Source organism: Nonomuraea sp. NPDC050691 (assembly GCF_040654455.1).
In the GTDB taxonomy this organism is placed as follows: Bacteria; Actinomycetota; Actinomycetes; order Streptosporangiales; family Streptosporangiaceae; genus Nonomuraea.
Genome location: NZ_JBFAIA010000094.1, coordinates 11,541 through 31,108 on the forward strand (window position 1 = coordinate 11,541; position 19,568 = coordinate 31,108).

The 19,568-nt window shown below is 71.4% G+C and carries 16 protein-coding genes; 8 read left to right on the plus strand and 8 right to left on the minus strand.

Translation table 11 applies throughout. From position 1 onward, the window contains the following. Positions 1 to 217 precede the first annotated feature (217 nt). On the plus strand, positions 218 to 1,822 hold the full coding sequence (locus tag AB0H81_RS28020) for a phospholipase A2 (RefSeq protein ID WP_358380531.1): 1,605 nt from the start codon (positions 218 to 220) through the stop codon (positions 1,820 to 1,822). Positions 1,823 to 1,963: 141 nt separating this feature from the next. Continuing rightward, the gene (locus tag AB0H81_RS28025; RefSeq protein ID WP_358380533.1) at positions 1,964 to 4,024 is read left to right on the plus strand and encodes a S8 family serine peptidase; all 2,061 of its coding nucleotides are present in this window, start codon (positions 1,964 to 1,966) and stop codon (positions 4,022 to 4,024) included. Here AB0H81_RS28025 and AB0H81_RS28030 read toward each other — a convergent pair. After that, positions 3,999 to 4,484, minus strand: a complete 486-nt coding sequence (locus AB0H81_RS28030; protein ID WP_358380535.1) for a hypothetical protein — start codon at positions 4,482 to 4,484, stop codon at positions 3,999 to 4,001. The two genes, AB0H81_RS28025 and AB0H81_RS28030, sit on opposite strands and share 26 nt — an antisense overlap. Positions 4,485 to 4,897: 413 nt before the next feature. Between AB0H81_RS28030 and AB0H81_RS28035 the strand changes: the two genes are divergently transcribed. Next, positions 4,898 to 5,569: a F0F1 ATP synthase subunit A gene (locus AB0H81_RS28035; protein WP_358380537.1), complete on the plus strand. Its 672-nt coding sequence runs from the start codon at positions 4,898 to 4,900 to the stop codon at positions 5,567 to 5,569. A gap of 67 nt (positions 5,570 to 5,636) precedes the next feature. On the opposite strand, the gene nagZ is transcribed toward AB0H81_RS28035, so the two are convergent. The 6 genes from nagZ to AB0H81_RS28065 form a co-directional block, all read right to left on the minus strand. Then, the gene (gene nagZ, locus AB0H81_RS28040; protein ID WP_358380539.1) at positions 5,637 to 6,986 is read right to left on the minus strand and encodes a beta-N-acetylhexosaminidase; all 1,350 of its coding nucleotides are present in this window, start codon (positions 6,984 to 6,986) and stop codon (positions 5,637 to 5,639) included. A gap of 103 nt (positions 6,987 to 7,089) precedes the next feature. After that, positions 7,090 to 8,829, minus strand: coding sequence for a phosphoenolpyruvate--protein phosphotransferase (gene ptsP / locus AB0H81_RS28045; protein ID WP_358380541.1), 1,740 nt, complete (start codon positions 8,827 to 8,829; stop codon positions 7,090 to 7,092). Then, positions 8,826 to 9,083 carry an HPr family phosphocarrier protein gene (locus AB0H81_RS28050; RefSeq protein WP_358380543.1) on the minus strand — a complete coding sequence of 86 codons (258 nt, stop codon included), beginning with the start codon at positions 9,081 to 9,083 and terminating at the stop codon, positions 8,826 to 8,828. The genes ptsP and AB0H81_RS28050 overlap by 4 nt, the downstream gene beginning before the upstream one ends. Positions 9,084 to 9,196: 113 nt before the next feature. Continuing rightward, positions 9,197 to 9,643 carry a PTS glucose transporter subunit IIA gene (locus AB0H81_RS28055; RefSeq protein ID WP_358380545.1) on the minus strand — a complete coding sequence of 149 codons (447 nt, stop codon included), beginning with the start codon at positions 9,641 to 9,643 and terminating at the stop codon, positions 9,197 to 9,199. 11 nt (positions 9,644 to 9,654) lie between these two features. Then, positions 9,655 to 9,891, minus strand: a complete 237-nt coding sequence (locus AB0H81_RS28060; RefSeq protein ID WP_358380547.1) for a PTS glucose/sucrose transporter subunit IIB — start codon at positions 9,889 to 9,891, stop codon at positions 9,655 to 9,657. Between the two features lie 67 nt (positions 9,892 to 9,958). Beyond that, positions 9,959 to 10,993, minus strand: a complete 1,035-nt coding sequence (locus tag AB0H81_RS28065; protein WP_358380549.1) for an SIS domain-containing protein — start codon at positions 10,991 to 10,993, stop codon at positions 9,959 to 9,961. A gap of 118 nt (positions 10,994 to 11,111) precedes the next feature. Here AB0H81_RS28065 and AB0H81_RS28070 point away from each other — a divergent pair, with 118 nt between their 5' ends. The 3 genes from AB0H81_RS28070 (at position 11,112) to AB0H81_RS28080 (ending at position 14,420) form a co-directional block, all read left to right on the plus strand. Beyond that, positions 11,112 to 11,852, plus strand: a complete 741-nt coding sequence (locus tag AB0H81_RS28070; protein ID WP_358380551.1) for a GntR family transcriptional regulator — start codon at positions 11,112 to 11,114, stop codon at positions 11,850 to 11,852. A 108-nt stretch (positions 11,853 to 11,960) separates the two neighbouring features. Continuing rightward, entirely contained in the window at positions 11,961 to 13,421 is a 1,461-nt protein-coding gene (locus AB0H81_RS28075; RefSeq protein ID WP_358380561.1) for a PTS transporter subunit EIIC, read from the plus strand. A gap of 414 nt (positions 13,422 to 13,835) precedes the next feature. Continuing rightward, complete coding sequence (locus AB0H81_RS28080; RefSeq protein WP_358380553.1) at positions 13,836 to 14,420, plus strand: Rv3235 family protein; 585 nt, start codon at positions 13,836 to 13,838, stop codon at positions 14,418 to 14,420. Between the two features lie 318 nt (positions 14,421 to 14,738). On the opposite strand, the gene secA is transcribed toward AB0H81_RS28080, so the two are convergent. Further along, on the minus strand, positions 14,739 to 17,534 hold the full coding sequence (gene secA / locus AB0H81_RS28085) for a preprotein translocase subunit SecA (protein WP_358380555.1): 2,796 nt from the start codon (positions 17,532 to 17,534) through the stop codon (positions 14,739 to 14,741). Between the two features lie 224 nt (positions 17,535 to 17,758). Between secA and AB0H81_RS28090 the strand changes: the two genes are divergently transcribed. Both AB0H81_RS28090 and AB0H81_RS28095 read left to right on the plus strand, forming a co-directional pair. Continuing rightward, complete coding sequence (locus AB0H81_RS28090; protein WP_358380557.1) at positions 17,759 to 18,019, plus strand: HGxxPAAW family protein; 261 nt, start codon at positions 17,759 to 17,761, stop codon at positions 18,017 to 18,019. Between the two features lie 592 nt (positions 18,020 to 18,611). After that, positions 18,612 to 19,568 (plus strand): crosslink repair DNA glycosylase YcaQ family protein (locus tag AB0H81_RS28095; RefSeq protein WP_358380559.1); only part of this gene is annotated, 957 nt, incomplete at its 3' end.

Here is a 19,568-nt window from a genome sequence, read left to right on the forward strand (position 1 = left end):
TCCGCACTTTCGACATAAATTGACCATAAATTCGGCATAAGTCGCCAAACAGCCTTCATGACCTGCGCAAAGCCCCTGGATAAATCGCAGCGAAGATCCAGTTCCATATGCGATTGGACCATCCTTCGACTGAATTGTCCATCTCTTGTCAAGAGATTTATCAGCACTTACTCTCCAGGTCATCAGATCACTTTCTCTCTTCACCTGGAGGCATCACGTGCGCCGATTACCTCTCGCCGTCGCCCTCGCGGCCATGCTCGTTCCCTTCCTCGCCCCGGAGGTCTCCGCCACCGCGCTGACCGATCCGCCGCCGGCCGACGTTCAGGAGATCGGCCCCGGCCAGTACTCCTCCGACACCAAGACCTTCAAGCTCACCGAGCTGGACGTGTCCGCCGGGGCGATCAGCCGCAAGCACGGCGTGGCCCTGACCGCCGGCGACCTGGCCCGGCCGCAGTCCGCCCCGGCCACCCGCCCCGAGCTGGGCGTCTTCGGGCCGAGCTGGCAGGCCGAGTTCGCCGGTGGGGAGATCAACCGGAAACTGGAGAACCAGAACGGCACCCTCGTCGTCACGGAACTCGAGGGAGGGACGGCGATCCGCTACCCCCTGAAGAGCAGCGTCTCCTTCCCCGACGGCGGCGGCATCCAGACGTACCAGGCCGACAACGGCTCCAAGATCACCGAAACCACCAAGTGGGACCCGGTCATCGGAGCGATGCGTACCACGACGATCGAGACGCTCGTGTCGGATGTGGGCGCCCAGGAGGCGGATGACGACACCTTCACCAACGCCGACGGCACTCCCATCAGCGCCGGTGACCTCCAGCTCACCTACACCTGGGCCCGGCCGGCCGGGGCGCCGAGCGCCGACCCCTGGCGGGTGACCGACGTGGGCAACGCCGCCTTCGGCAAGTCCACGATCACCTACGACACCCAGGGCCGGGTCAGCAGCGTTAAGGAGCCGGCCGGCGCCGCGCAGCCCGCATCCGTCACCAAGTTCACCTACGCCACGGCGACCACGGCCACCGGCGCCTCCAACGGCGACTACGCGGGCCGGCTCAAGGAGATCGCGGTCACCTACGGATCCGAGGCGCCGCAGATCGAGGCGAGCTACGCCTACGACCCGAACGGCCTGCTGCGCACCGTGACCGACCCCAGCGTCGGCGCCGTCCAGGGGACCTACGCCTACGACCCGCTGGGACGCCTGTCGTCGATCGAGTCCCTCACCAACGGCGGCTGGCAGCTCTCCTTCCCGGCGGGCGTCGCGGCTCCGCAGGTGACCCTTACCTCCGACCTGCCGGCCAACGGCGGGACGACCGTGGGCGCGGCCGGGCTCGACGACCCCGACGCCACCGAGCCGCCGGCCGGCGACTTCCTACCGGATGGCCTGGATCCCCCGCAGTCCTACCCGGCGAAGTGCAGCACGGCCGTGACCTGGATGTGGTACACCAAGTCGGGCTGCTCGGCCTGGGCGTTCCACGGCGGCAAATGGCGGAAGCCCGACTGGAAACGGACCGCCAGCGGCTTCAAGGTCAGGGGCATCGTCTACGACCACTGCACGAGCTCTCCGGACAAGCCTCATAACTTCGATATGCGGCCGGCCTGTGACTCCCACGACTATGGGTACGGCCTGATAGCCAACAGGAAGAAGCACTACAAGTACTACCTCGACAACACCCGTGCGCGAAAGCTTGACGTGGACAACCGGTTCTACATCACCATGCGCGACAAGGTGTGCGGCGGCTACTTCATCCTGTTCCGGCCCGACTGCAGGGCATGGGCCTGGACGTATTACCAGTTCGTCAAGAAGTACGGCAACCCCTGAGAACAGCGCGAGCCCGGCGTGACAGCTGAGCTCTGACCTTTTCAGAGAACTTCCCCCCGGACGGCGGCTGCGGCCGCCGTCCGGCCACCCTCATGCCGGCGTCGTCTCCCTGCACCTCCTTCCTGTAAAGCGCGGTACGTCATGAAATCAAGATTCTTATCCTGTGTCATCGCGGCGCTGGCGACCACGGCGATCGCGGCCGGGCCGGCCCAGGCGGCACCGGCCCCTCCCACGACTCCCGCAACGGCCCCTTCGACCGCACAGCAGGCCACTTCCGCGGCCCCCTGGATCGAGCCCCAGCTGAGCGAGCGGGCGGCCGCCGCGGGCAAGATCAGAGTGAACGTCGTCAGCAAGACTCGCGCCGACCTGCCGGACGCGGCCGCCAGCGGCCAGGTGGTCCAGCAACTGTCCCGCCTCCCCGTGGTCACCCTGCACGTCGACCAGGCCGGGCTGGACCGCCTGGCCAAGCTGCCCAACGTGATCAGCGTGACCGAGGACCGGCCGGTGCCGCCGGTGCTGGCCGAGAGCGTTCCGCTGATCGGCGCGGACAAGACCAGGGCCGCGGGCAAGACGGGGGCCGGCAGCGTGGTGGCCGTGCTGGACACCGGCGTCGCTGTCAACCACCCCTTCCTCAAGGACCGGGTGCTGGAGGAGGCCTGCTTCTCCCCCATCGACGCCGACTACTCCTCCACCAGCCTGTGTCCCGACGGCACCGCCCAGCAGGAAGGGCCCGGCGCCGCCGACACCGACCAGGGCCCCTGCGCCGATCCCGCGCTGGACTGCGACCACGGCACCCACGTGGCCGGCATCGCGGTCGGCGACGGCCAGGGCGTGACCGGCGCCCCGCCGGCCGGTGTCGCGCCCGGCGCCGAAGTCGTCGCCATCCAGGTGTTCAGCAAGTTCTCCTCCGAGGATCTGTGCGGAGCGGGCGCCGCCCCGTGCGTGCTCAGCTTCACCAGCGCCCAGCTCGCGGGCTTGGAGAAAGTGCTGCAGCTGAAGGACGAGGGGGTGCCGCTGGTGGCAGCCAACCTCAGCCTGGGCGGCGGCCAGTACACCGCCGCCTGCGACGGTGACCCGCGCAAGACGGCCATCGACAGCCTGCGCGCCGCCGGCGTGGCCACCGTGGTCGCGGCCGGCAACGACGGCTACGGCACCGCCGTGGCCGCCCCCGCCTGCGTGTCCTCGGCTATCACCGTCGGCGCCACCACCGACCAGGACGGCGTGGCCCCCTTCAGCAACCGCGGCGCGCTGCTGGACCTCTTCGCCCCGGGCGTGTCCATCGTCTCGTCCGTCCCCGGCAACAAATGGGCCTCCTTGAACGGCACCTCGATGGCCGCCCCGCACGTCACCGGCGCCCTGGCCGTGCTGCGCCAGGCCATGCCCGACGCCACGCTGGCCCAGCTCGAGACCGCCCTCAAGACCACTGGCAAATCCATCGCCTACGCCGGCCTGACCACCCCCCGTATCCAGGTCGACGCCGCCGTGCTCGGAAAGGCCCCTGAAGCCGGCGCGTGGCCCGTCCCGTACTACGAGAACATGAAGGACACCGCGATCCCCGACCACGGCACCGTGACGTCCAACATCGCGGTCACCGGCCTGCTCGGCAGCGCGCCCGCCACCACCGAGGTGTACGTCGACATCCACCACACCTGGCGCGGCGAGCTGAAGATCGACCTGCTCGCCCCGGACGGCAAGGTCTACCCGCTGCAGGCCAACGACCCCAACGACAGCGCCGACATCCTGCACGAGACCTACCAGGTCAACGCCAGCGCGTCCCCGGCCAGCGGCACCTGGAAACTGCGCGTGCAGGACGTCGAATACCTCGACACCGGCTTCATCGACGGCTGGTCGATCCGGCTGCCCTGCTTCGGCAACTGGGACGACACCGCCATCCCCGATCCCGGCGCCGCCGAATCCGGTATCGTCCTGGCCTGGATCAACGGCAACGCCCCCACCCGCGCCCGGGTCCACGTCGAGATCCAGCACACCTGGCGGGGTGACCTGAAGCTCGACCTGATCGCGCCGAACGGCAAGGTGTACCCGTTGCGGGCCGCCGACGCCAAGGACGGCACCGACAACATCGACGAGAGCTACTGGGTGAACGCCAGCGCCTCACCAGCCAACGGCACCTGGAAACTCAAAGCCGAAGACCTCGCCAAGGGCGACAAGGGCTACATCAACGGATGGACCCTGACGCTGTAGAGGCACCCGCCGGACGGCTGCCCGCCCACCTGTCGCGGGCAGCCGGTCGGGCCTTTCTCGATGATCGCGGTCGCTGCAGGACTGTCTGGGCCGGAGCCAGGAAGTCGCGCACGAGCCGGTCGTAGCGGGCGCGATCCACATTCCACGCCTCCGTGTGATCTCCCTGCGCGAACGGCTCGAACTGAATATTCCAACCCAGGCGCCTGCCTGCGGCGACGAGGTCGCGCGACTCCTGGATCGGATGCTCGGTGTCGGGAACAGTGTGGATCAGCAGGAGGGGCGGCCTGATCTTCGGCGGATGGCGGATCAGGCTGAGCCGGTTCGGATCGACCCCGGTACGCCATTCGACGATCCGGCTCGACAGCTCCGCGGTGAAAGCGGGCAGATGAAAGTTCCTCGCGCCCTGTTGGGCCGTTCTTGAGACGGCTGGACTGAGGTTGACAGGATCCCGTCTGATCATTGCGATCGGGCGGGATCTTGTCGTTTCAGGGGTGGCCTGTCGCAGCGAAAACTGAGCATCGTCATCGAAGGTTGATGACCACTACGGTGTCTCACCGAAGGTTGGGTGACTGCTGGGGCTGACGTCCGTTGCACCTCACCGAAAGCGACGTTCGAGGTCTGCTACGTCGCCGAGGACCGCGGGTTGTGCGGTGTCCCGCTAGATGAGGCGGGTTGCGGTACGCGGGTTGGATTCACAGGTTGGCGGGAGGCCGTCCTCACGTGGAGCAGGGCTCGCCGACCGGGTCTGGAGGCGGACGACGATCCTGATCACCTCCCCCCCACGACTTCAAGGCCCCCGGACCGGAGCTGTTCGAGTTCGCTCCGATCGTCCCCGGCGGCCCCGAGTGGTTCACCAAGCCGGCGCTCGTCGCCGTGCTGAGCGCGCTCGTCGTCATCGCCTTCTGCTGGGCCGCCTTCGCGAGGCCGTCGATCGTGCCCCGGGGGCCGCAGCGGATCGGCGAGCTGGCCTACCACTTCGTCCGCGACCACGTGGCCCGGCCCGCGCTGGGCGAGGACGCCGACCGGTGGATGGGCCTGCTGTTCAGCGTCTTCCTGACCGTGCTGGTCTGGAACCTCATGGGTGTCGTGCCGCTCGTCCAGTTCCCCGTGACGGCGCGCATCTCGTTCCCCCTGGTGATCGCGGTCGGCATCTACGCGATCAAGCTCTACCTCGGGGTGCGGCACCACGGCGTCCGCGGCTACCTGCGGGGCATCGTCCACCTGCCGGGGCTGCCCCGCTGGGCCTACGGCCTGTACGCGCCGCTCATCCTCGCCGAGGTCTTCGCCAACTCGCTGTTCACCCACTTCGTCCGGGTGTTCGCGAACATGTTCGCCGGCCACCTCATCCTGGCCTTCTTCAGCTCCGTGGGCTTCTGGTTCCTGTTCGAGAGGCTCACGCCGCTGGGGTCGGGGCTCGGGGTGCTGGCCGTGGCGATGACGGTCGTGATGACCGCCTTCGAGATCTTCATCCAGTTCCTGCAGGCGTTCCTGTTCACGCTGCTGGCCGCGATCTTCGTGGCGAGCGGCCTGCACGGCGAGCACTGAGCGCCCGGGCGGGAGACCGGGAGGGCCGCGCGGGAGACCGGGAGGGCCGCGCGGGAGACCGGGAGGGCTAGCTGCCCTCGCGGGTCACCCGGGCGGCCAGCCCGCGGTGCTCGGCGGAGCGCAGCACGCGGGCCGCCTCGGCCGCCGAGGCGCGCGGCGCCTCACGCAGGAAGCCGCGCTTCTGCCGCAGGGTCAGCAGCCGCGTCACGGACTGGTCGAGCCGGGCGCGGCTGATCCGGCCGGACTTCACGGCCGACATCACCGCGGTGTACGCCTTCGGCAGGTCGTTCGGCATGAGGAGCAGGTCGGCGCCCGCGAGCACGGCCCGCACGGCCACCTCGCCGTCGCCGTACTTCTTGCGCACCCCCTCCATGTTGAGCGCGTCGGTCGAGACCACGCCCTTGAAGCCGAGCTTCTCCCGGAGCAGCCCGGTCAGGATGGGCTTGGACAGCGTCGCCGGGTCGCCGGACGAGTCGAGCTTGGGGAACACGATGTGCGCGCTCATCACCGCGTCCACCCCGGCCGCGATGGCGGCCTTGAACGGCGGCGCGTCGATCCGCTCCCACTGCGCACGCGTGTGCTTGATCACCGGGAGCCCGGTGTGGCTGTCGACGTCGGTGTCGCCGTGGCCGGGGAAGTGCTTGGCGCTGGAGGCCACGCCCGCGTCGCCGAACCCCTTGACCGCGCCCGAGACCATCGCGGCGACCTTCGCCGGGTCGTCGCCGTAGGCCCGCCGGCCGATGACCGGGTTGTTCGGGTTGACGTTGACGTCGGCCACGGGGGCGAAGTCGAGGTTGACGCCGACCGCGCGCAACTCCTCGCCGGTGGCCTTGGCCACGGCCCGCGACCGGGCCGGGTCGCGGGTGGCGCCCACGGTGGAGGCGCCGGGGAACTTCGTCATCAGCGCCCCCATCCGCGACACCAGGCCGTTCTCCTGGTCGGTGCCGATGATCAGAGGCACGCGCGGCGAGGCCGCCTGGAGGCCGTTGGTGAGCGCGACGACCTGCGAGACGCTCTTGATGTTGGCCGGGAAGAGGATGACGCCGCCGAGGTGGTACTTGGCGACCACCTTGGCCGGGGTCTGGGCGCCGTACCTGGCCTGGTTCTCGCCGGAGACCGAGCCGGCGGCGGTGCCGTACAGGACGGGCATGAAGAGCTGGCCGACCTTCTCCTCCACGCTCATGCGGGCCAGCACGCGGCGCACGTCGCCGCTCGCGGCGGGGACGCGGCTCGGCACTGCGGTGCCGGTCGTGCCCGCCGGGGTGTCCTGGCCCTCCGGAGCGGTCGCCGTGGGGGCGGCCGGGGCCGCGGGGGTGCCGGGAGCGCGCGTGCCGGGGGTCGCCCCCGCCGTGCCGCCTCCCCCGCACGCCGTGAGCGCGAACACGAGCAGCCCTGCCATGCCGATCCGTCCAGACATGCCCTCCACCGTATCCAGGCCGCGGCACCCCCGGCACCCGATCACGCCCAGCCCTCAGAGGGGGGCGTGCACCCGGAGGCCCGGGCGGCCGAGGGCGGGGAGGTCAGAGGCCCAGGCGGCCGAGGGCGGGGAGGCAGGCGCGGGCGGCGGCGCGGGCCTGTTCCGGGCCGGTGGCCGCGCGGGCCGCCTCGGCCGCCTCACGGCACTGCTCCAGCGTGTGCTCCCCCAGCCCGGCCCGTACGGCCGGCAGCGCCGCGGCCGCCATCGACAGCGACGTGACCCCGAGCCCCACGAGCACGCAGGCCAGCGCCGGATCGGCCGCCGCCTCGCCGCAGACCCCGCACGGCCGCGCCGCCTCGGCCGCCCCGGCGGCGGCCAGGCGGACGAGGTCGAGCAGGGCGGGTTGCCACGGGTCCTGGAGGTCGCCGAGCGTGCCGAGCTCCCGGTCGGCGGCGAACGCGTACTGCGCCAGGTCGTTGGTGCCGATCGACAGGAAGTCCACCTCGGCGGCCAGGCTCGCGGCCCGCAGCGCCGCCGCCGGCACCTCGACCATGACCCCCGCCCGGCGCAACCCCCTGGCCCGGCACGCGCCGGCGAACCACGCGGCCTCCTCGGCCGTCGCCACCATGGGCGCCATGACCTGGAGCTCGGCCGTCTCCGACGCGGCGGCCCGCGCCAGGGCGCCGAGCTGGGCGTCCAGGACGTCTCTGAACCGCCGCAGCAGCCTCAGGCCGCGCTCCCCCAGCGCCGGGTTCGGCTCCTCGCCGGGTGGCGGCAGGAAGGCCAGCGGTTTGTCGGCTCCGGCGTCGAGCGCGCGGACCACGACCGAGCGGCCGGGGAAGGCGGCCAGCGCCGCCCGGTAGGCCCGCTCCTGCTCCTCGGCCGGCGGCGCCTGCCTCCTGCCGAGGAAGAGGAACTCGGTCCGGTAGAGGCCGACGCCCTCCGCGCCGTGGCGCAGCGCGGCGTCGAGGTCCTGGGGGCCGCCGATGTTGGCCAGCAGCGGCACGGGGTGGCCGTCGCGGGTCCCACGGGTCCCGGCCGCCCGGGCGCGCGCCGCCCGCCGGGCCCGGTCGAGGCTTTCCGCCCGGGCCAGGTCCTCGGCTGACGCGTCGGTCCGCACCTCTCCCGAGGAGCCGTCGACCAGCACGGTGGCACCGGGTGGGATGGCGGTCGCGCCGTCGCAGCCCACGACGGCGGGCACGCCCATCGCGCGGGCGAGGATCGCGGTGTGGCTGGTCGGCCCGCCCCGCTCCGTGACGAACGCGGCGACCACGTCGCGCGACAGCAGCGCGGTGTCGGCGGGTGCGAGGTCGCGCGCGACCAGCACGTACGGCCGGGGCGCGCCGCCGGGCACGGCGGGCGGTGCGGGCTCGGCCGGAACGCCCGGCAGGGGGTGGCCGGTGAGCACGGCGATCGCCCGGTCGCGGACGTCGTCGAGGTCGGCGACCCGCTCACCCAGATAGCCGCCCGCGCCCGCGAGCACGTCCCGGTACTTCGCGAAGGCGGAGAAGACGGCCCGCGGCGCGGCGACCCCTTCGTCGACGAGCGCCTCCACCCCGACGGCCAGCCCGGGGTCGGTGGCCATGAGCGCCTGCGCCCGCAGGATGTCGGCCCCCTCGCGCCCCGTGGCGCCGGAGGCGGGGTCGTCCGGCCGGTCGAGCCGCGCCGCGCGCGACTCCAGCTCGTCCGCCACCTGGCGCAGGGCCGCCAGGGCGCGTTCTTTCTCGGCGTCCGCGTCGCCCGTGTGGGCGGAGTCCTCGGGGGGTTCGGGAACGGATGCCGTCAGGATGTACGCGGGGCCGTGTCCGGCGCCCGGGCTCACCCCCGCCCCCGTCAGCCTCACGGCGATCCGGCGATCTTCGCGAGCTCGTCGAGGACCGCGTCGGCGCCGTCGCCCTCAGCCTTGATCACGACCGTCTCGTCCTGCTGCACGTCGAGCGCGAGGATCTGCAGGATGCTCTTGGCGTTGACCGGGTCGCGGCCCGGTTTGGCGATCCAGACGTCCATCGGCGCCTTGGCCGCCGCCCGCACGAACGTGGCCGCCGGCCGGGCGTGCAGCCCGACGTCCGCCACCACGGTGACCTTGCGTTCAGCCATGAATCTTCTTCCTCCTTCACCGGTCCAGACCACGCTGGACTCATCTGACGCTCCAGCGGGTGCCGGGGCTTCGTACCATCATCGGCGCCGGCGGAGCACCGGAGCCACAGGGGTCAGAGCCAACGGAACAACTCCTCCCCTGCCCTGACGCTTCCCGGTGCCACACCGCTGACCGCTGCCGCCTCCGCGTCGAGCGCGACCACCGGGCAGACCGGCGACCGCCCGCCCGCCTCGATCGCGGCCGGGTCCCAGGCCACGACGGGCTGTCCGGCGCTGACCCGGTCGCCCTCCGCCGCGAGCAACTCGAAGCCCTCGCCCTTGAGCTGCACCGTGTCGATGCCGAGGTGTACCAGCACACCCCTGCCGTCGTCCCCGACGATCACGTAGGCATGCGGATGCAGTTTCATGATTTTTCCCGCTATGGGGGCCACGGCCTTGCCGGGCTCCCGCAGCGGGTCGATCGCCGCTCCGGGACCCACCATCCCCGCGGAGAACACCGGATCGGGCACGGCCGCCAGCTCCACTGCCGCCCCCTCGACGGGGGCGAGAACAGTCGTCATGGTCTCGCCCTCTAGCCGATGAGGTCCTCGATGTCGCTGGCGATCGTGTCGGCCTCCGGACCCACGACGACCTGGACGACATTGCCCGCGGCCATCACGCCGTGGACGCCGGCCGCCCGCAGGGCGTCGCGGTCCACCTTGGACGCGTCACGCACCTCGGTCCGCAGCCGGGTGATGCAGGGCTCGATGTCGATGATGTTCCCGGCACCGCCGAGACCGGCGATGATAGCGCTCGCATCCGCCGCCATCCGTCCTCCTCCTTACTGTCCGACCAGGTTAGACGGCCGTCCGACCAGGCTGGACGACCGTGCGCGATCAGTCGGTCTGCGTCACCTTGTTCAGGCCGCGCGGGGCGTCGGGGTCCACGCCGAGCCGCCGAGCCAGTGCCTCCGTCAGGAGCTGGCCGGGGACGATCAAACCCATCGGCGCCACCCATTCGGGCAGGTCGGGACCGTTGAGCGCGGCCGTGCCGGCCGCGGCGAGGGCCGCGCCGCCGCCGATCGTGAACGCGGGCGCGCCCGCCGCGACGACCCGCTCGGCCAGCGCGACCGTGCCGGGCAGCGTGGGGCTGTTCTCGGCGGCGAGGAGCAGCGCCGGGGTCTCGGCGTCCACGACCGCGATCGGGCCGTGCAGCAGGTCGGCGTACGAGAGCCCCATGGCGTGCAGGTAGCACGCCTCCTTGAGCTTCAGCGCGGTCTCCAGGGCGGTGGAGAAGGCCAGGCCGCGGGCCGAGACGACCGCGCCGTGCTTGTCGGCCAGGCCCTCGACCACGGCGTCCAGGTCGCCCGGCGCGTCGATGAGCCGCTCGACGGCGTCCGGCACCCGCTGGAGGTCCTTCTCGTCCACCTCGGCGCCGAGGCCGAGCGCGAGCACCGCCAGCGCGGCGAGCTGGGTGGTGTAGGTCTTGGTGGCCGGCACGGCCTTCTCCTCGCCGGCCAGCGTGCACAGCGCCAGGTCGGCGGCCTGCGCGAGGGGGCTGTCCGGGCCGCCGTTGGTGATGCCGACGGTCTTCGCCCCGCAGTCGCGCGCCCAGGCCAGCGTCTCGACGATCTCCTCCGTACGGCCGGACTGGGAGATCGCCACGGCCAGGACGCCGTCAAGGTCGAGTTTGCGCCGGTACGTCGTCGCGACGGACGGCGCGGCGAGCGCGGCCAGCCGCCCCGCGCGCGACTCGATGAGGTAGCGGCCGTAGACTGCGGCGTTGTCCGACGTGCCGCGGGCGATGAACAGCAGCTGACGGGTCCGCTCGCCCAGCGCCCGCACCTCGTCGACCCGGGGCAGCAACGCGTCGAGTGTGGCCCTCAGCGCCGCGGGTTGCTCGGCGATCTCGCTGCGCATCTTGCTGGTCATCTCACGCTCGCAATCGTTACCGTTCGGACTTGACCCTGTTTTGCGACATGTGGTCTAGTCCGGACTAGACCAGTACGAACCATAGCCCATTGCCCAGGTCAGATCGAGGGGAGAATCCGTGGCCCGCATCGATCCGGACAGCCCGGTGCCCAAGTACTTCCAGCTCCGAGAGATCCTCCTGGACCTCATCGACAGCGACGAGTTGAGCATCGGCGCGGCCATCCCCTCCGAGCGGGAGCTGTGCCAGCGCTTCGGCCTGTCCCGGATGACCGTGCGACAGGCGGTCGACCACCTCGTCTCCGAGGGACGGCTGCACCGGGTGCCCGGCAAGGGCACCTTCGTCGCCCGGCCCAAGATCGAGCTGGCCCTCCAGCTCACCTCGTTCACCGACGACATGCGCGCCCGCGGCATGGAGCCCGGCTCGCGCGACCTCGACCGGCGCATCGTGCGCGCCAGCGCTCACCTTGCCAAGGAGCTGGGCATCCAGCCGGGCGAGGAGGTCCACTTCATCGAGCGGCTGCGCACCGCCGACGGCGAGCCGCTGTCGATCGAGCGCGCGCACATCCCCGTGCGCCTCGCCCCCGGCCTCGGCGACCTCGACCTGGCCGACAAGTCCCTGTACGAGCTGCTGGAGACCCGCTACGGCCTCGTCATGGACGCGGGGGAGCTGACCATCGACGGGGGCATCGCCGACCCGAGCGACGCCGACCTGCTCAAACTGCCGCGCGGCGGCGCCGTGCTGCTCCTCCAGCGCAGGTCCTTCTCCGGCGGCGTCTGCGCCGAGCTGGGCGTCTCGACCTACCGCGCCGACCGCTACCAGCTGCGCACCATCCTGGAAATGCCCGCCAGACGGGGCTGAGGGCCCGGCTCCCACCCTCAGGAGGAACGTCCGGTGAACGAGACCACCGCCCGGCCTTCGCCGTTCGCCCGCGCCCTGAGCGCCCTCCGGCCCCGGCTCGCGCGGGTCATGAGCGTACTCCAGCGGCTGGGGCGCTCCCTGATGCTGCCCATCGCCGCCCTGCCGGCCGCCGCGCTGCTCGTCCGCTTCGGGCAGCCCGACATGCTCGGCTCCAACGGCCCGGCCCCCGGCGGCCTGGCGGACGTGGCCGGGTTCGCCTGGATGGCGCGGGTCGCGCCGGTGCTGGCCGCCGCCGGCGCCGCCCTGTTCGACAACCTGCCGCTGCTGTTCGCCGTGGGCGTGGCCATCGGGTACGCGCGCAAGGCCGACGGGACGACCGCGCTGGCCGCCGTGGTCGGCTACCTCGTGTTCGACCGGGTGTCCAAGGTGATGTTCTTCGGCTCGTCCATCCGCGACACCGTGCTGCTGCGCGAGGTCGAGGACGGACGGATCAACGAGGTCGTCGACTACGGGCTGCAGAACCCGACCAAGGTGCTCGGCGGCATCATGATGGGGCTCGTCGCCGCCCTGCTGTGGCAGCGCTTCCACCGGATCAAGCTGCCGTCGTGGCTCGCGTTCTTCGGCGGGCGGCGCTTCGTGCCCATCGTCACCGCCATCGTGGCGCTGCTGCTCGGCGTCGTCATCGGGTGGATCTGGCCCATCCTCGGGGGGTGGATCAGCGACGCCGGCCAGGCCCTCACCACGCTCGGGCCGCTCGGGACCGGCATCTACGGAGTGATCAACCGGCTGCTCGTCCCGCTGGGGCTGCACCACTTCGTCAACTCGATCGTGTGGCACGTGGTGCCGCAGTGCGAGGTGGGCGGGCGGGTCCTCGGCGGTGACTGGAACTGCTACTTCGGCGGGGCCGAGCACTCCGGGCAGTTCATGGCCGGGTTCTTCCCGGTCATGATGTTCGCGCTGCCGGCCGCCGCGCTGGCCATGTGGCGGGCCGCGCCGCCGCACCGGCGCCGGGCCGTGGGCGGCATCATGCTCTCGGCCGCGCTCGCCTCCCTGGTCACGGGCATCACCGAGCCGATCGAGTTCGCGTTCATCTTCGTGGCGCCGCTGCTGTTCGTCGTCCACGCCGTGCTGACCGGGATCGCGGTGGCGGTGACGACGCTGGTCGGGGGCCAGCTCGGGTTCGGCTTCTCCGCGGGGCTGCTCGACATGCTGCTGAACGCGAGCAAGTCCAACACCCGCAACCTGCCGGGCATCCTCGCGATCGGGGTCGTGTACGGGATCGTGTACTACGTGGTGTTCAGCTTTCTGATCCGGCGGCTGAACATCCTGACGCCGGGGCGCGAGCCAGAGCCGGACGTGGACTCCGGCGAACCCCGCACCCCCCGCGCCCAGCCCACCCACCCGACCCCGCCCACCCCGGCCCCGTCCGACCCGGAACCATCCGACGGGGGTTCGTCCGCCTCGGGCCCGTCCGACCCGGGACCATCCTCCCCAGTACCCTCCGACCCGGACGCGTCCGGGCGGGGACGGTCGGGGACGGGTTCGGCGGACGAGCAGGGCACCGGCTGAGCACCCGGTCTCCAGCGCTGCGGCTCGCACGTGGCGGCCGGTGGGAGTTCTCGCGTCGGTCCACATCAGGCCGGCCGCCGCCGTGCTGGAGCCCTTTCCCGCGAACGCTCCACCGGATGCTTCGCTGATGACGCTCCCCCAGGAACGTCTCGGCAGGTGCCTCGCAGGGGGTTTCACGTCGGCCGTTTCGGCGATGCGCGCCGGGCCGGAAGCCTTACGGACCGTCCGGTTCCGCGGCGCGCACGACCGGAAGGCCGCAGGCGACGGCCCGGCACCACTCCAGCTCCCGGTGATCTTCTCCGCCAACTCCCCCGAACCACCACTCCGAGCCGAGAAGTTGGCGGCCGACGTATTCCGGGGCGGGGCCGAAAACTCCTTGTAGTGATCGTCTCCCCCGCGATTCTGGAGGGCCCCATGCCATCCCTTCCCCGTACGCGTGCGGCACGCGCCGCGCGTGCCGCCGCCCGTTCCGCACGCGCTGCGGCCGCCCCCGCCCGTACCACCACCCGTGACGCCGCCCCCACCCGTGACGCCACCGTCACCGCGCCACCCACCCAAGGCACCGCCGTCACGGGTGCCGCCGTCACCGCCGCCTCGCCCCACGGCACCGCCCGTCGCGACGCGGGCCCGCCCCGAGTGGTGGGCTCGCTCGCCCTCGACACACGGCACCTGGTGTGGGGCCCGCCGGGCGCGGCGCCGGACGAGCGCGGCCTGCGCCTGCTCGGCCAGGCCCTGGCCGAGGTGCTCACCGGCCGCCGGCCGCCCGAGACGGTGGCCGACCGGCTCACTGACCAGGCGTACCGGGAACTGCTGCGGGCGGGCCGCATGCTGGACACGCGCCGCCCGCCGTTCGCGGCCGTCCCCCGCGTGACGGAGCCCACGGACGGGGTGGTGGAGATGTGCGTGCTGCTGCACTGCGGCGAACGCAGCCACGTCCTGGCCGTACGCCTGGAACGACGCGGCGTCCAGTGGCTCGTCACCGACTTCGAGACCGCCTGACGACCCCTGGTGGGAGGCCGTCTGACACCCCCTGGCGGCAGGTAAGGCGACCTGACGTCCCCCTGGCGGCGGGAAAGGCCACCTGACGTCCCCCTGGCGGGCAAGCGGCCTGACATCCCTTGACGGGAGAGTGGCCTGACATCCCTCGAGGGGAAGGGCCGCCTGACGGCCCTGGGACGAGAAACGGCCCCGCTCCCCTCGCCTGGGCGAGAGGAGCGGGGCCGCGAATCCTCGGCCTGCCCCGGCCCGGCCGTTGCCGCCGTCCGGATCAGGCCGCGTCGGGCCGGGCCTGGTCAGGCCCTGTCGGATCGGACCGGGTCAGGCCGCGTTGCGCGGGTCGCCGTGGCAGCGCTTGTACTTCTTGCCGGACCCGCACGGGCACGGCGCGTTGCGCTCGACGTTGCCGTAGGCCGCCCGCTCCGCCGCGGTGGTGCGGACCCGGGTGTGCTCGACGTCGCCCTGCTCGCCCGGCGCGGAGTACTCGAGCTCGGCGGGCCGCTCGGGACCGCGCAGGCCGCGCGCGATGATGGAGCGGGTCTCCGCCATCACCGCGTCCTCCTCGGCCTCCTCGACGATCGGGTTCTGCTGAACCTCGACCTCGATGTTGAACAGGAACCCGACCGAGTCCTCCTTGATGCCCTCCAGCATCGCGGCGAACATCTCGAAGCCCTCACGCTGGTACTCGATCTGCGGGTCCTTCTGCGCGTAGGCCCGCATGCCGATGCCCTCGCGCAGGTAGTCCATCTCGTACAGGTGCTCGCGCCACTTGCGGTCGAGGACGGACAGGATGACCCGGCGCTCGAACTCGCGCATCGCCTCGGAGCCGAGCTCCTCCTCGCGCCGGTCGTAGGCCGCCAGGGCGTCCTGCTTGACCTTCTCGCTGATGAACTCGGCGGAGAGCTCCTCGCGCGAGCCGGCCTCCTCGACCAGGTTGTCGATGGTGACCTGGATCGGGTAGAGCTCGCTGAACGCCTTCCACAGCTTGTCGAGGTCCCACTCCTCGGCGAAGCCCTCGGAGGTGGCGCCCGCGACGTAGCCGTCGATCACGTCGCCGACGAAGCCGCGCACCTGCTCGTGCAGGTCGGCGCCCTCCAGCACCCGGTGGCGCTCGGCGTAGATGACCTTGCGCTGGCGGTTCATCACCTCGTCGTACTTGAGAACTTCCTTGCGGATCTCGAAGTTCTGCTGCTCGACCTGGTGCTGGGCGGAGGCGATGGCCTTGGAGACGATGCCCGACTCGATCGGCTGGTCGTCGGGGATGTTGAGCCGCGTCATGATCATCTCGACGCGGGCCGAGTTGAACAGGCGCATCAGGTCGTCGCCGAGCGAGAGGTAGAAGCGCGACTCGCCGGGGTCGCCCTGACGGCCGGAACGGCCGCGGAGCTGGTTGTCGATGCGGCGCGACTCGTGGCGCTCGGTGCCGAGGACGTAGAGGCCGCCGATCCTGGTGACCTCGTCGTGCTCGGCCTTGACCGCGGCGTTGGCCTTCTCCAGCGCCTCGGGCCAGGCCTTCTCGTACTCCTCCGGCGTGTCGACCGGGTCGAGGCCGCGCTGGCGCAGCTCCAGGTCGGCGCGGAACTCGGGGTTGCCGCCGAGCATGATGTCGGTGCCACGGCCGGCCATGTTGGTGGCGACGGTGACGGCGCCCTTGCGGCCCGCCTCGGCGATGATCGCGGCCTCACGCGCGTGGTTCTTCGCGTTGAGCACCTCGTGCGGCACGCCCTGGCGCTTGAGCGCCCGAGACAGCCGCTCGGACTTCTCGACCGAGGTGGTGCCGACGAGCACCGGCTGGCCCTGCTCGTAGCGGTCCTTGATGTCCAGGACCACGGCGTCGAACTTGGCGTCCTCGGTCTTGTAGACCACGTCCGGCTGGTCCTTGCGGACCATCGGCCGGTTGGTGGGGATGGGCACCACGCCGAGCTTGTAGGTCTTGTGGAACTCGTTGGCCTCGGTGACGGCGGTGCCGGTCATGCCGGACAGCTTGTCGTAGAGGCGGAAGTAGTTCTGCAGCGTGACGGTGGCGAGAGTCTGGTTCTCGTCCTTGATCTTCACGCCTTCCTTGGCCTCGATGGCCTGGTGCATGCCCTCGTTGTAGCGACGGCCGTGCAGGATGCGCCCGGTGAACTCGTCGACGATCAGGACCTCGCCGTCGGCGACGATGTAGTCCTTGTCCTTCTTGAACAGCTCCTTGGCCTTGAGCGCGTTGTTCAGGAAGCCGACCAGGTGGGTGTGCTCGGGCTTGTAGAGGTTGTCGATGCCGAGCCAGTCCTCGACCTTGGCGACGCCCGCCTCCAGCACGCCGACCGTGCGCTTCTTCTCGTCGACGACGTAGTCGCCGGTGCTCTCCTCGCCGGGGTTCTTCGCCTCGACGCCCCGGCGCAGCCTGGGCACGATCTTGGCGAACTCGGCGTACCACTTGCCGGACTGCTCGCCGGGACCGGAGATGATCAGCGGCGTGCGAGCCTCGTCGATGAGGATGGAGTCGACCTCGTCGACGATCGCGAAGTAGTGGCCGCGCTGGACGCACTCGTCGAGCGACCAGGCCATGTTGTCGCGCAGGTAGTCGAAGCCGAACTCGTTGTTGGTGCCGTACGTGATGTCGGCCTCGTACTGCTTGCGGCGCTCGTCGGGCTGCTGGCCGGACAGGATGACGCCGACGTCGAGCCCGAGGAAGCGGTGGATGCGGCCCATCTTCTCGGCGTCGCGCTTGGCGAGGTAGTCGTTGACCGTGATCACATGGACGCCCTTGCCGGTCAGCGCGTTGAGGTACGCGGGCAGGGTGCAGGTGAGGGTCTTGCCCTCACCGGTCTTCATCTCGGAGATGTTGCCCATGTGGAGGTTGGCGCCGCCCATGATCTGGACGTCGTAGGGGCGCTGGCCGAGCACGCGGCGGGCCGCCTCGCGTACCGTGGCGAACGCCTCGGGAAGCAGGTCGTCGAGCGACTCCCCGTCCTTGTGACGCTGCTTGAACTCGTCCGTCAGCGCGCGCAACTCCGCGTCGGACAGGCTCGTGAAGTCGTCCTCGATGGAGTTGACCTGGTCTGCGATCCGCTTGAGCTTGCGGAGGATCTTGCCCTCGCCGGCACGCAGGATCTTGTCGAGAATGGCTGCCACTTTATGTAAAGCTCCTCGCAGGTCTACCCCGGCGGCGCCGCCAGGAGGAGAGGCCGAGACATACTTCCCCGTTGCCATGGTAGGCGGTTCTGCTAGCGGACACAGCCACCGCGACAGCGAGGGCGCAGGTGATGTCTGGGAGAATGGGCCGAGGCAGAGGGTATGCCGGTTGACAGCCGGCTCGCACCAATAGCGGGATATCCGGCAAAGGGAAGGATTTTGTCATGGTTGAGGGCCAGAAGACGGAGCAGACTGAGCACCTCGGCAGTCACGGCGGGCGCGCGTCTTCGTGGCTCGCGGTCACCGTCATGCTGCTCGGGTTCATCGTCGGCGGGGTCGGAATGACCATGGCGAGCTGGACGCTCGTCTGGGTCGGCGTCGGGGTGCTCGTCGTGGGCGGCATCCTGGCGCTCGTCTTCGACATCTTCTCCGACGTCGTGATCGACGCTCCCCGCGTCGGCATGTCCGTCGAAGACCACCGCTGACGCGAGGGTTCTCCGGGCGCCGGAGCGGCGTCACGCCACGCGATGCCGCTCCCTCCCGCCCTGACGCGCCGCGCGCCCGATGTTCTCCTCTCGGGCGCGCCGCGGGCACGCTTCTCCCGGACGCGCCCCATGACCCCCGGACGCGCCACATGCCGGTCCGCTCGGGCTCGGCCCCGGCGTGGCGAGGGTTGGCACCCACGCGGCGTGGGACGCTCCGCCAGGCGTGACGAGGGGTTCGCACCGGGCATGGCGTGCGGCGCGTGACCCGGGCGCGGCAAGCGGGTCGCGGCCGGGCGTTTCCACGGCCCATGCGCGACGTTTCGCGAGCCCTGAGCGCCGGGCGTTTCCCGAGCGTCTGAGCGCCGGGCGTTTCACGGCCCGTAAGCGCCGGGCGTTTCGCAGCCCCTCAGCTTGGACACCCACGAGGATGCGGGCCATGAACGCGGTGAACGGCCAGGTTTGTGGGGGACGCTCCCACATGGTCATGGCCTGAGGCGTTCATCCTGGTTCCTGCCCACCGCCCCACGCTCACGTTTCTGTCGGTGGGCGGCGCTAGCATGCGCGGCATGCTTGGCTGTACGGATCCTCTGACATGACCGACCTGACCGCCGACGAGGCGCGCCGGATCATCCTGCGCGCGCAGGGCCTGCTCGGCGCCGAGGGGCGCAGGGGCGGCCCGCGTGGCATGCTCCGCAGGCTCGGCGCGGTGCAGCTCGACACGATCTCGGTCCTCGCCCGCTCCCACGAGCTGGTCGCCTACGCGCGCCTGGGAGCCGTCGGCAGGGCGGAGGTCGAGCGCGCCTACTGGCACGACCCGGCCCAGAGCTTCGAATACTGGTGTCACGCCGCCTGCATCCTGCCGATCGAGCACTGGCCGCTCTACGCGTTCCGCCGCCGCGCCTACCGGGAGCGGGGCTTCCGGTGGCACGAGGTGCCCAACGACCAGGTCGAGAGGCTGCTGCGGCAGGTGCGCGAGTCCGGGCCCGTCACCACCGCCGCGGTGGGCGGGGCGCGGGCGGCCAGGCGTTCCGGCGGCGACGGGCAGGCCGGCGAGTGGTGGGACTGGTCCGAGTCCAAGATCGCGCTGGAGTGGCTGCTCGACATCGGCGAGCTGGTCTGCACCCGGCGCGTCGGCTGGCGGCGGGTCTACGACCTCGCCGAGCGCGTCGTCCCCGCCGAGCTCCTGGCCGAGGACCTGACCGACGAGGAGTGCATCGTACGGCTCGCGCGTGTCGCGGGCCGGGCGCTGGGCGTCGCGACCCGGGGCGATCTGATCGACTTCCTGCGGCTCAAGGGCAAGCACGCCGCGATGCTGGACGAGTGCCTGCTCAGCGGCGCGGCCGGGCTCGTGCCGGTGACGGTGTCGGGCTGGCCGGCCCGCGGCGCGTCCCAGGGCAATGGCGCGTCCGGCGGCGGTCGCGTGTTCGGCGGCGGTCGCACGTCCGGCGGTGGCGCCGCATCTGGCGGTGGCGCCGCGTCCGACGGCGGTGCCGCCGCCCTCTACCTCCAGGAGGCCAAGGCCGACCGGGCGCTGTCGGTGGAGGACCTG

Bases quoted from the DNA above. Each gene is read 5' to 3' on its own strand.
- AB0H81_RS28060 (WP_358380547.1), bottom strand. From the start codon at position 9,891: ATGGCGGCGGATGCGAGCGCTATCATCGCCGGTCTCGGCGGTGCCGGG.
- nagZ (WP_358380539.1), bottom strand. From the start codon at position 6,986: ATGTCTGGACGGATCGGCATGGCAGGGCTGCTCGTGTTCGCGCTCACG.
- AB0H81_RS28090 (WP_358380557.1), top strand. From the start codon at position 17,759: ATGGTTGAGGGCCAGAAGACGGAGCAGACTGAGCACCTCGGCAGTCAC.
- AB0H81_RS28025 (WP_358380533.1), top strand. From the start codon at position 1,964: ATGAAATCAAGATTCTTATCCTGTGTCATCGCGGCGCTGGCGACCACG.
- AB0H81_RS28065 (WP_358380549.1), bottom strand. From the start codon at position 10,993: ATGACCAGCAAGATGCGCAGCGAGATCGCCGAGCAACCCGCGGCGCTG.
- AB0H81_RS28050 (WP_358380543.1), bottom strand. From the start codon at position 9,083: ATGGCTGAACGCAAGGTCACCGTGGTGGCGGACGTCGGGCTGCACGCC.
- AB0H81_RS28030 (WP_358380535.1), bottom strand. From the start codon at position 4,484: ATGATCAGACGGGATCCTGTCAACCTCAGTCCAGCCGTCTCAAGAACG.
- AB0H81_RS28080 (WP_358380553.1), top strand. From the start codon at position 13,836: ATGCCATCCCTTCCCCGTACGCGTGCGGCACGCGCCGCGCGTGCCGCC.
- AB0H81_RS28055 (WP_358380545.1), bottom strand. From the start codon at position 9,643: ATGACGACTGTTCTCGCCCCCGTCGAGGGGGCGGCAGTGGAGCTGGCG.
- AB0H81_RS28075 (WP_358380561.1), top strand. From the start codon at position 11,961: ATGAGCGTACTCCAGCGGCTGGGGCGCTCCCTGATGCTGCCCATCGCC.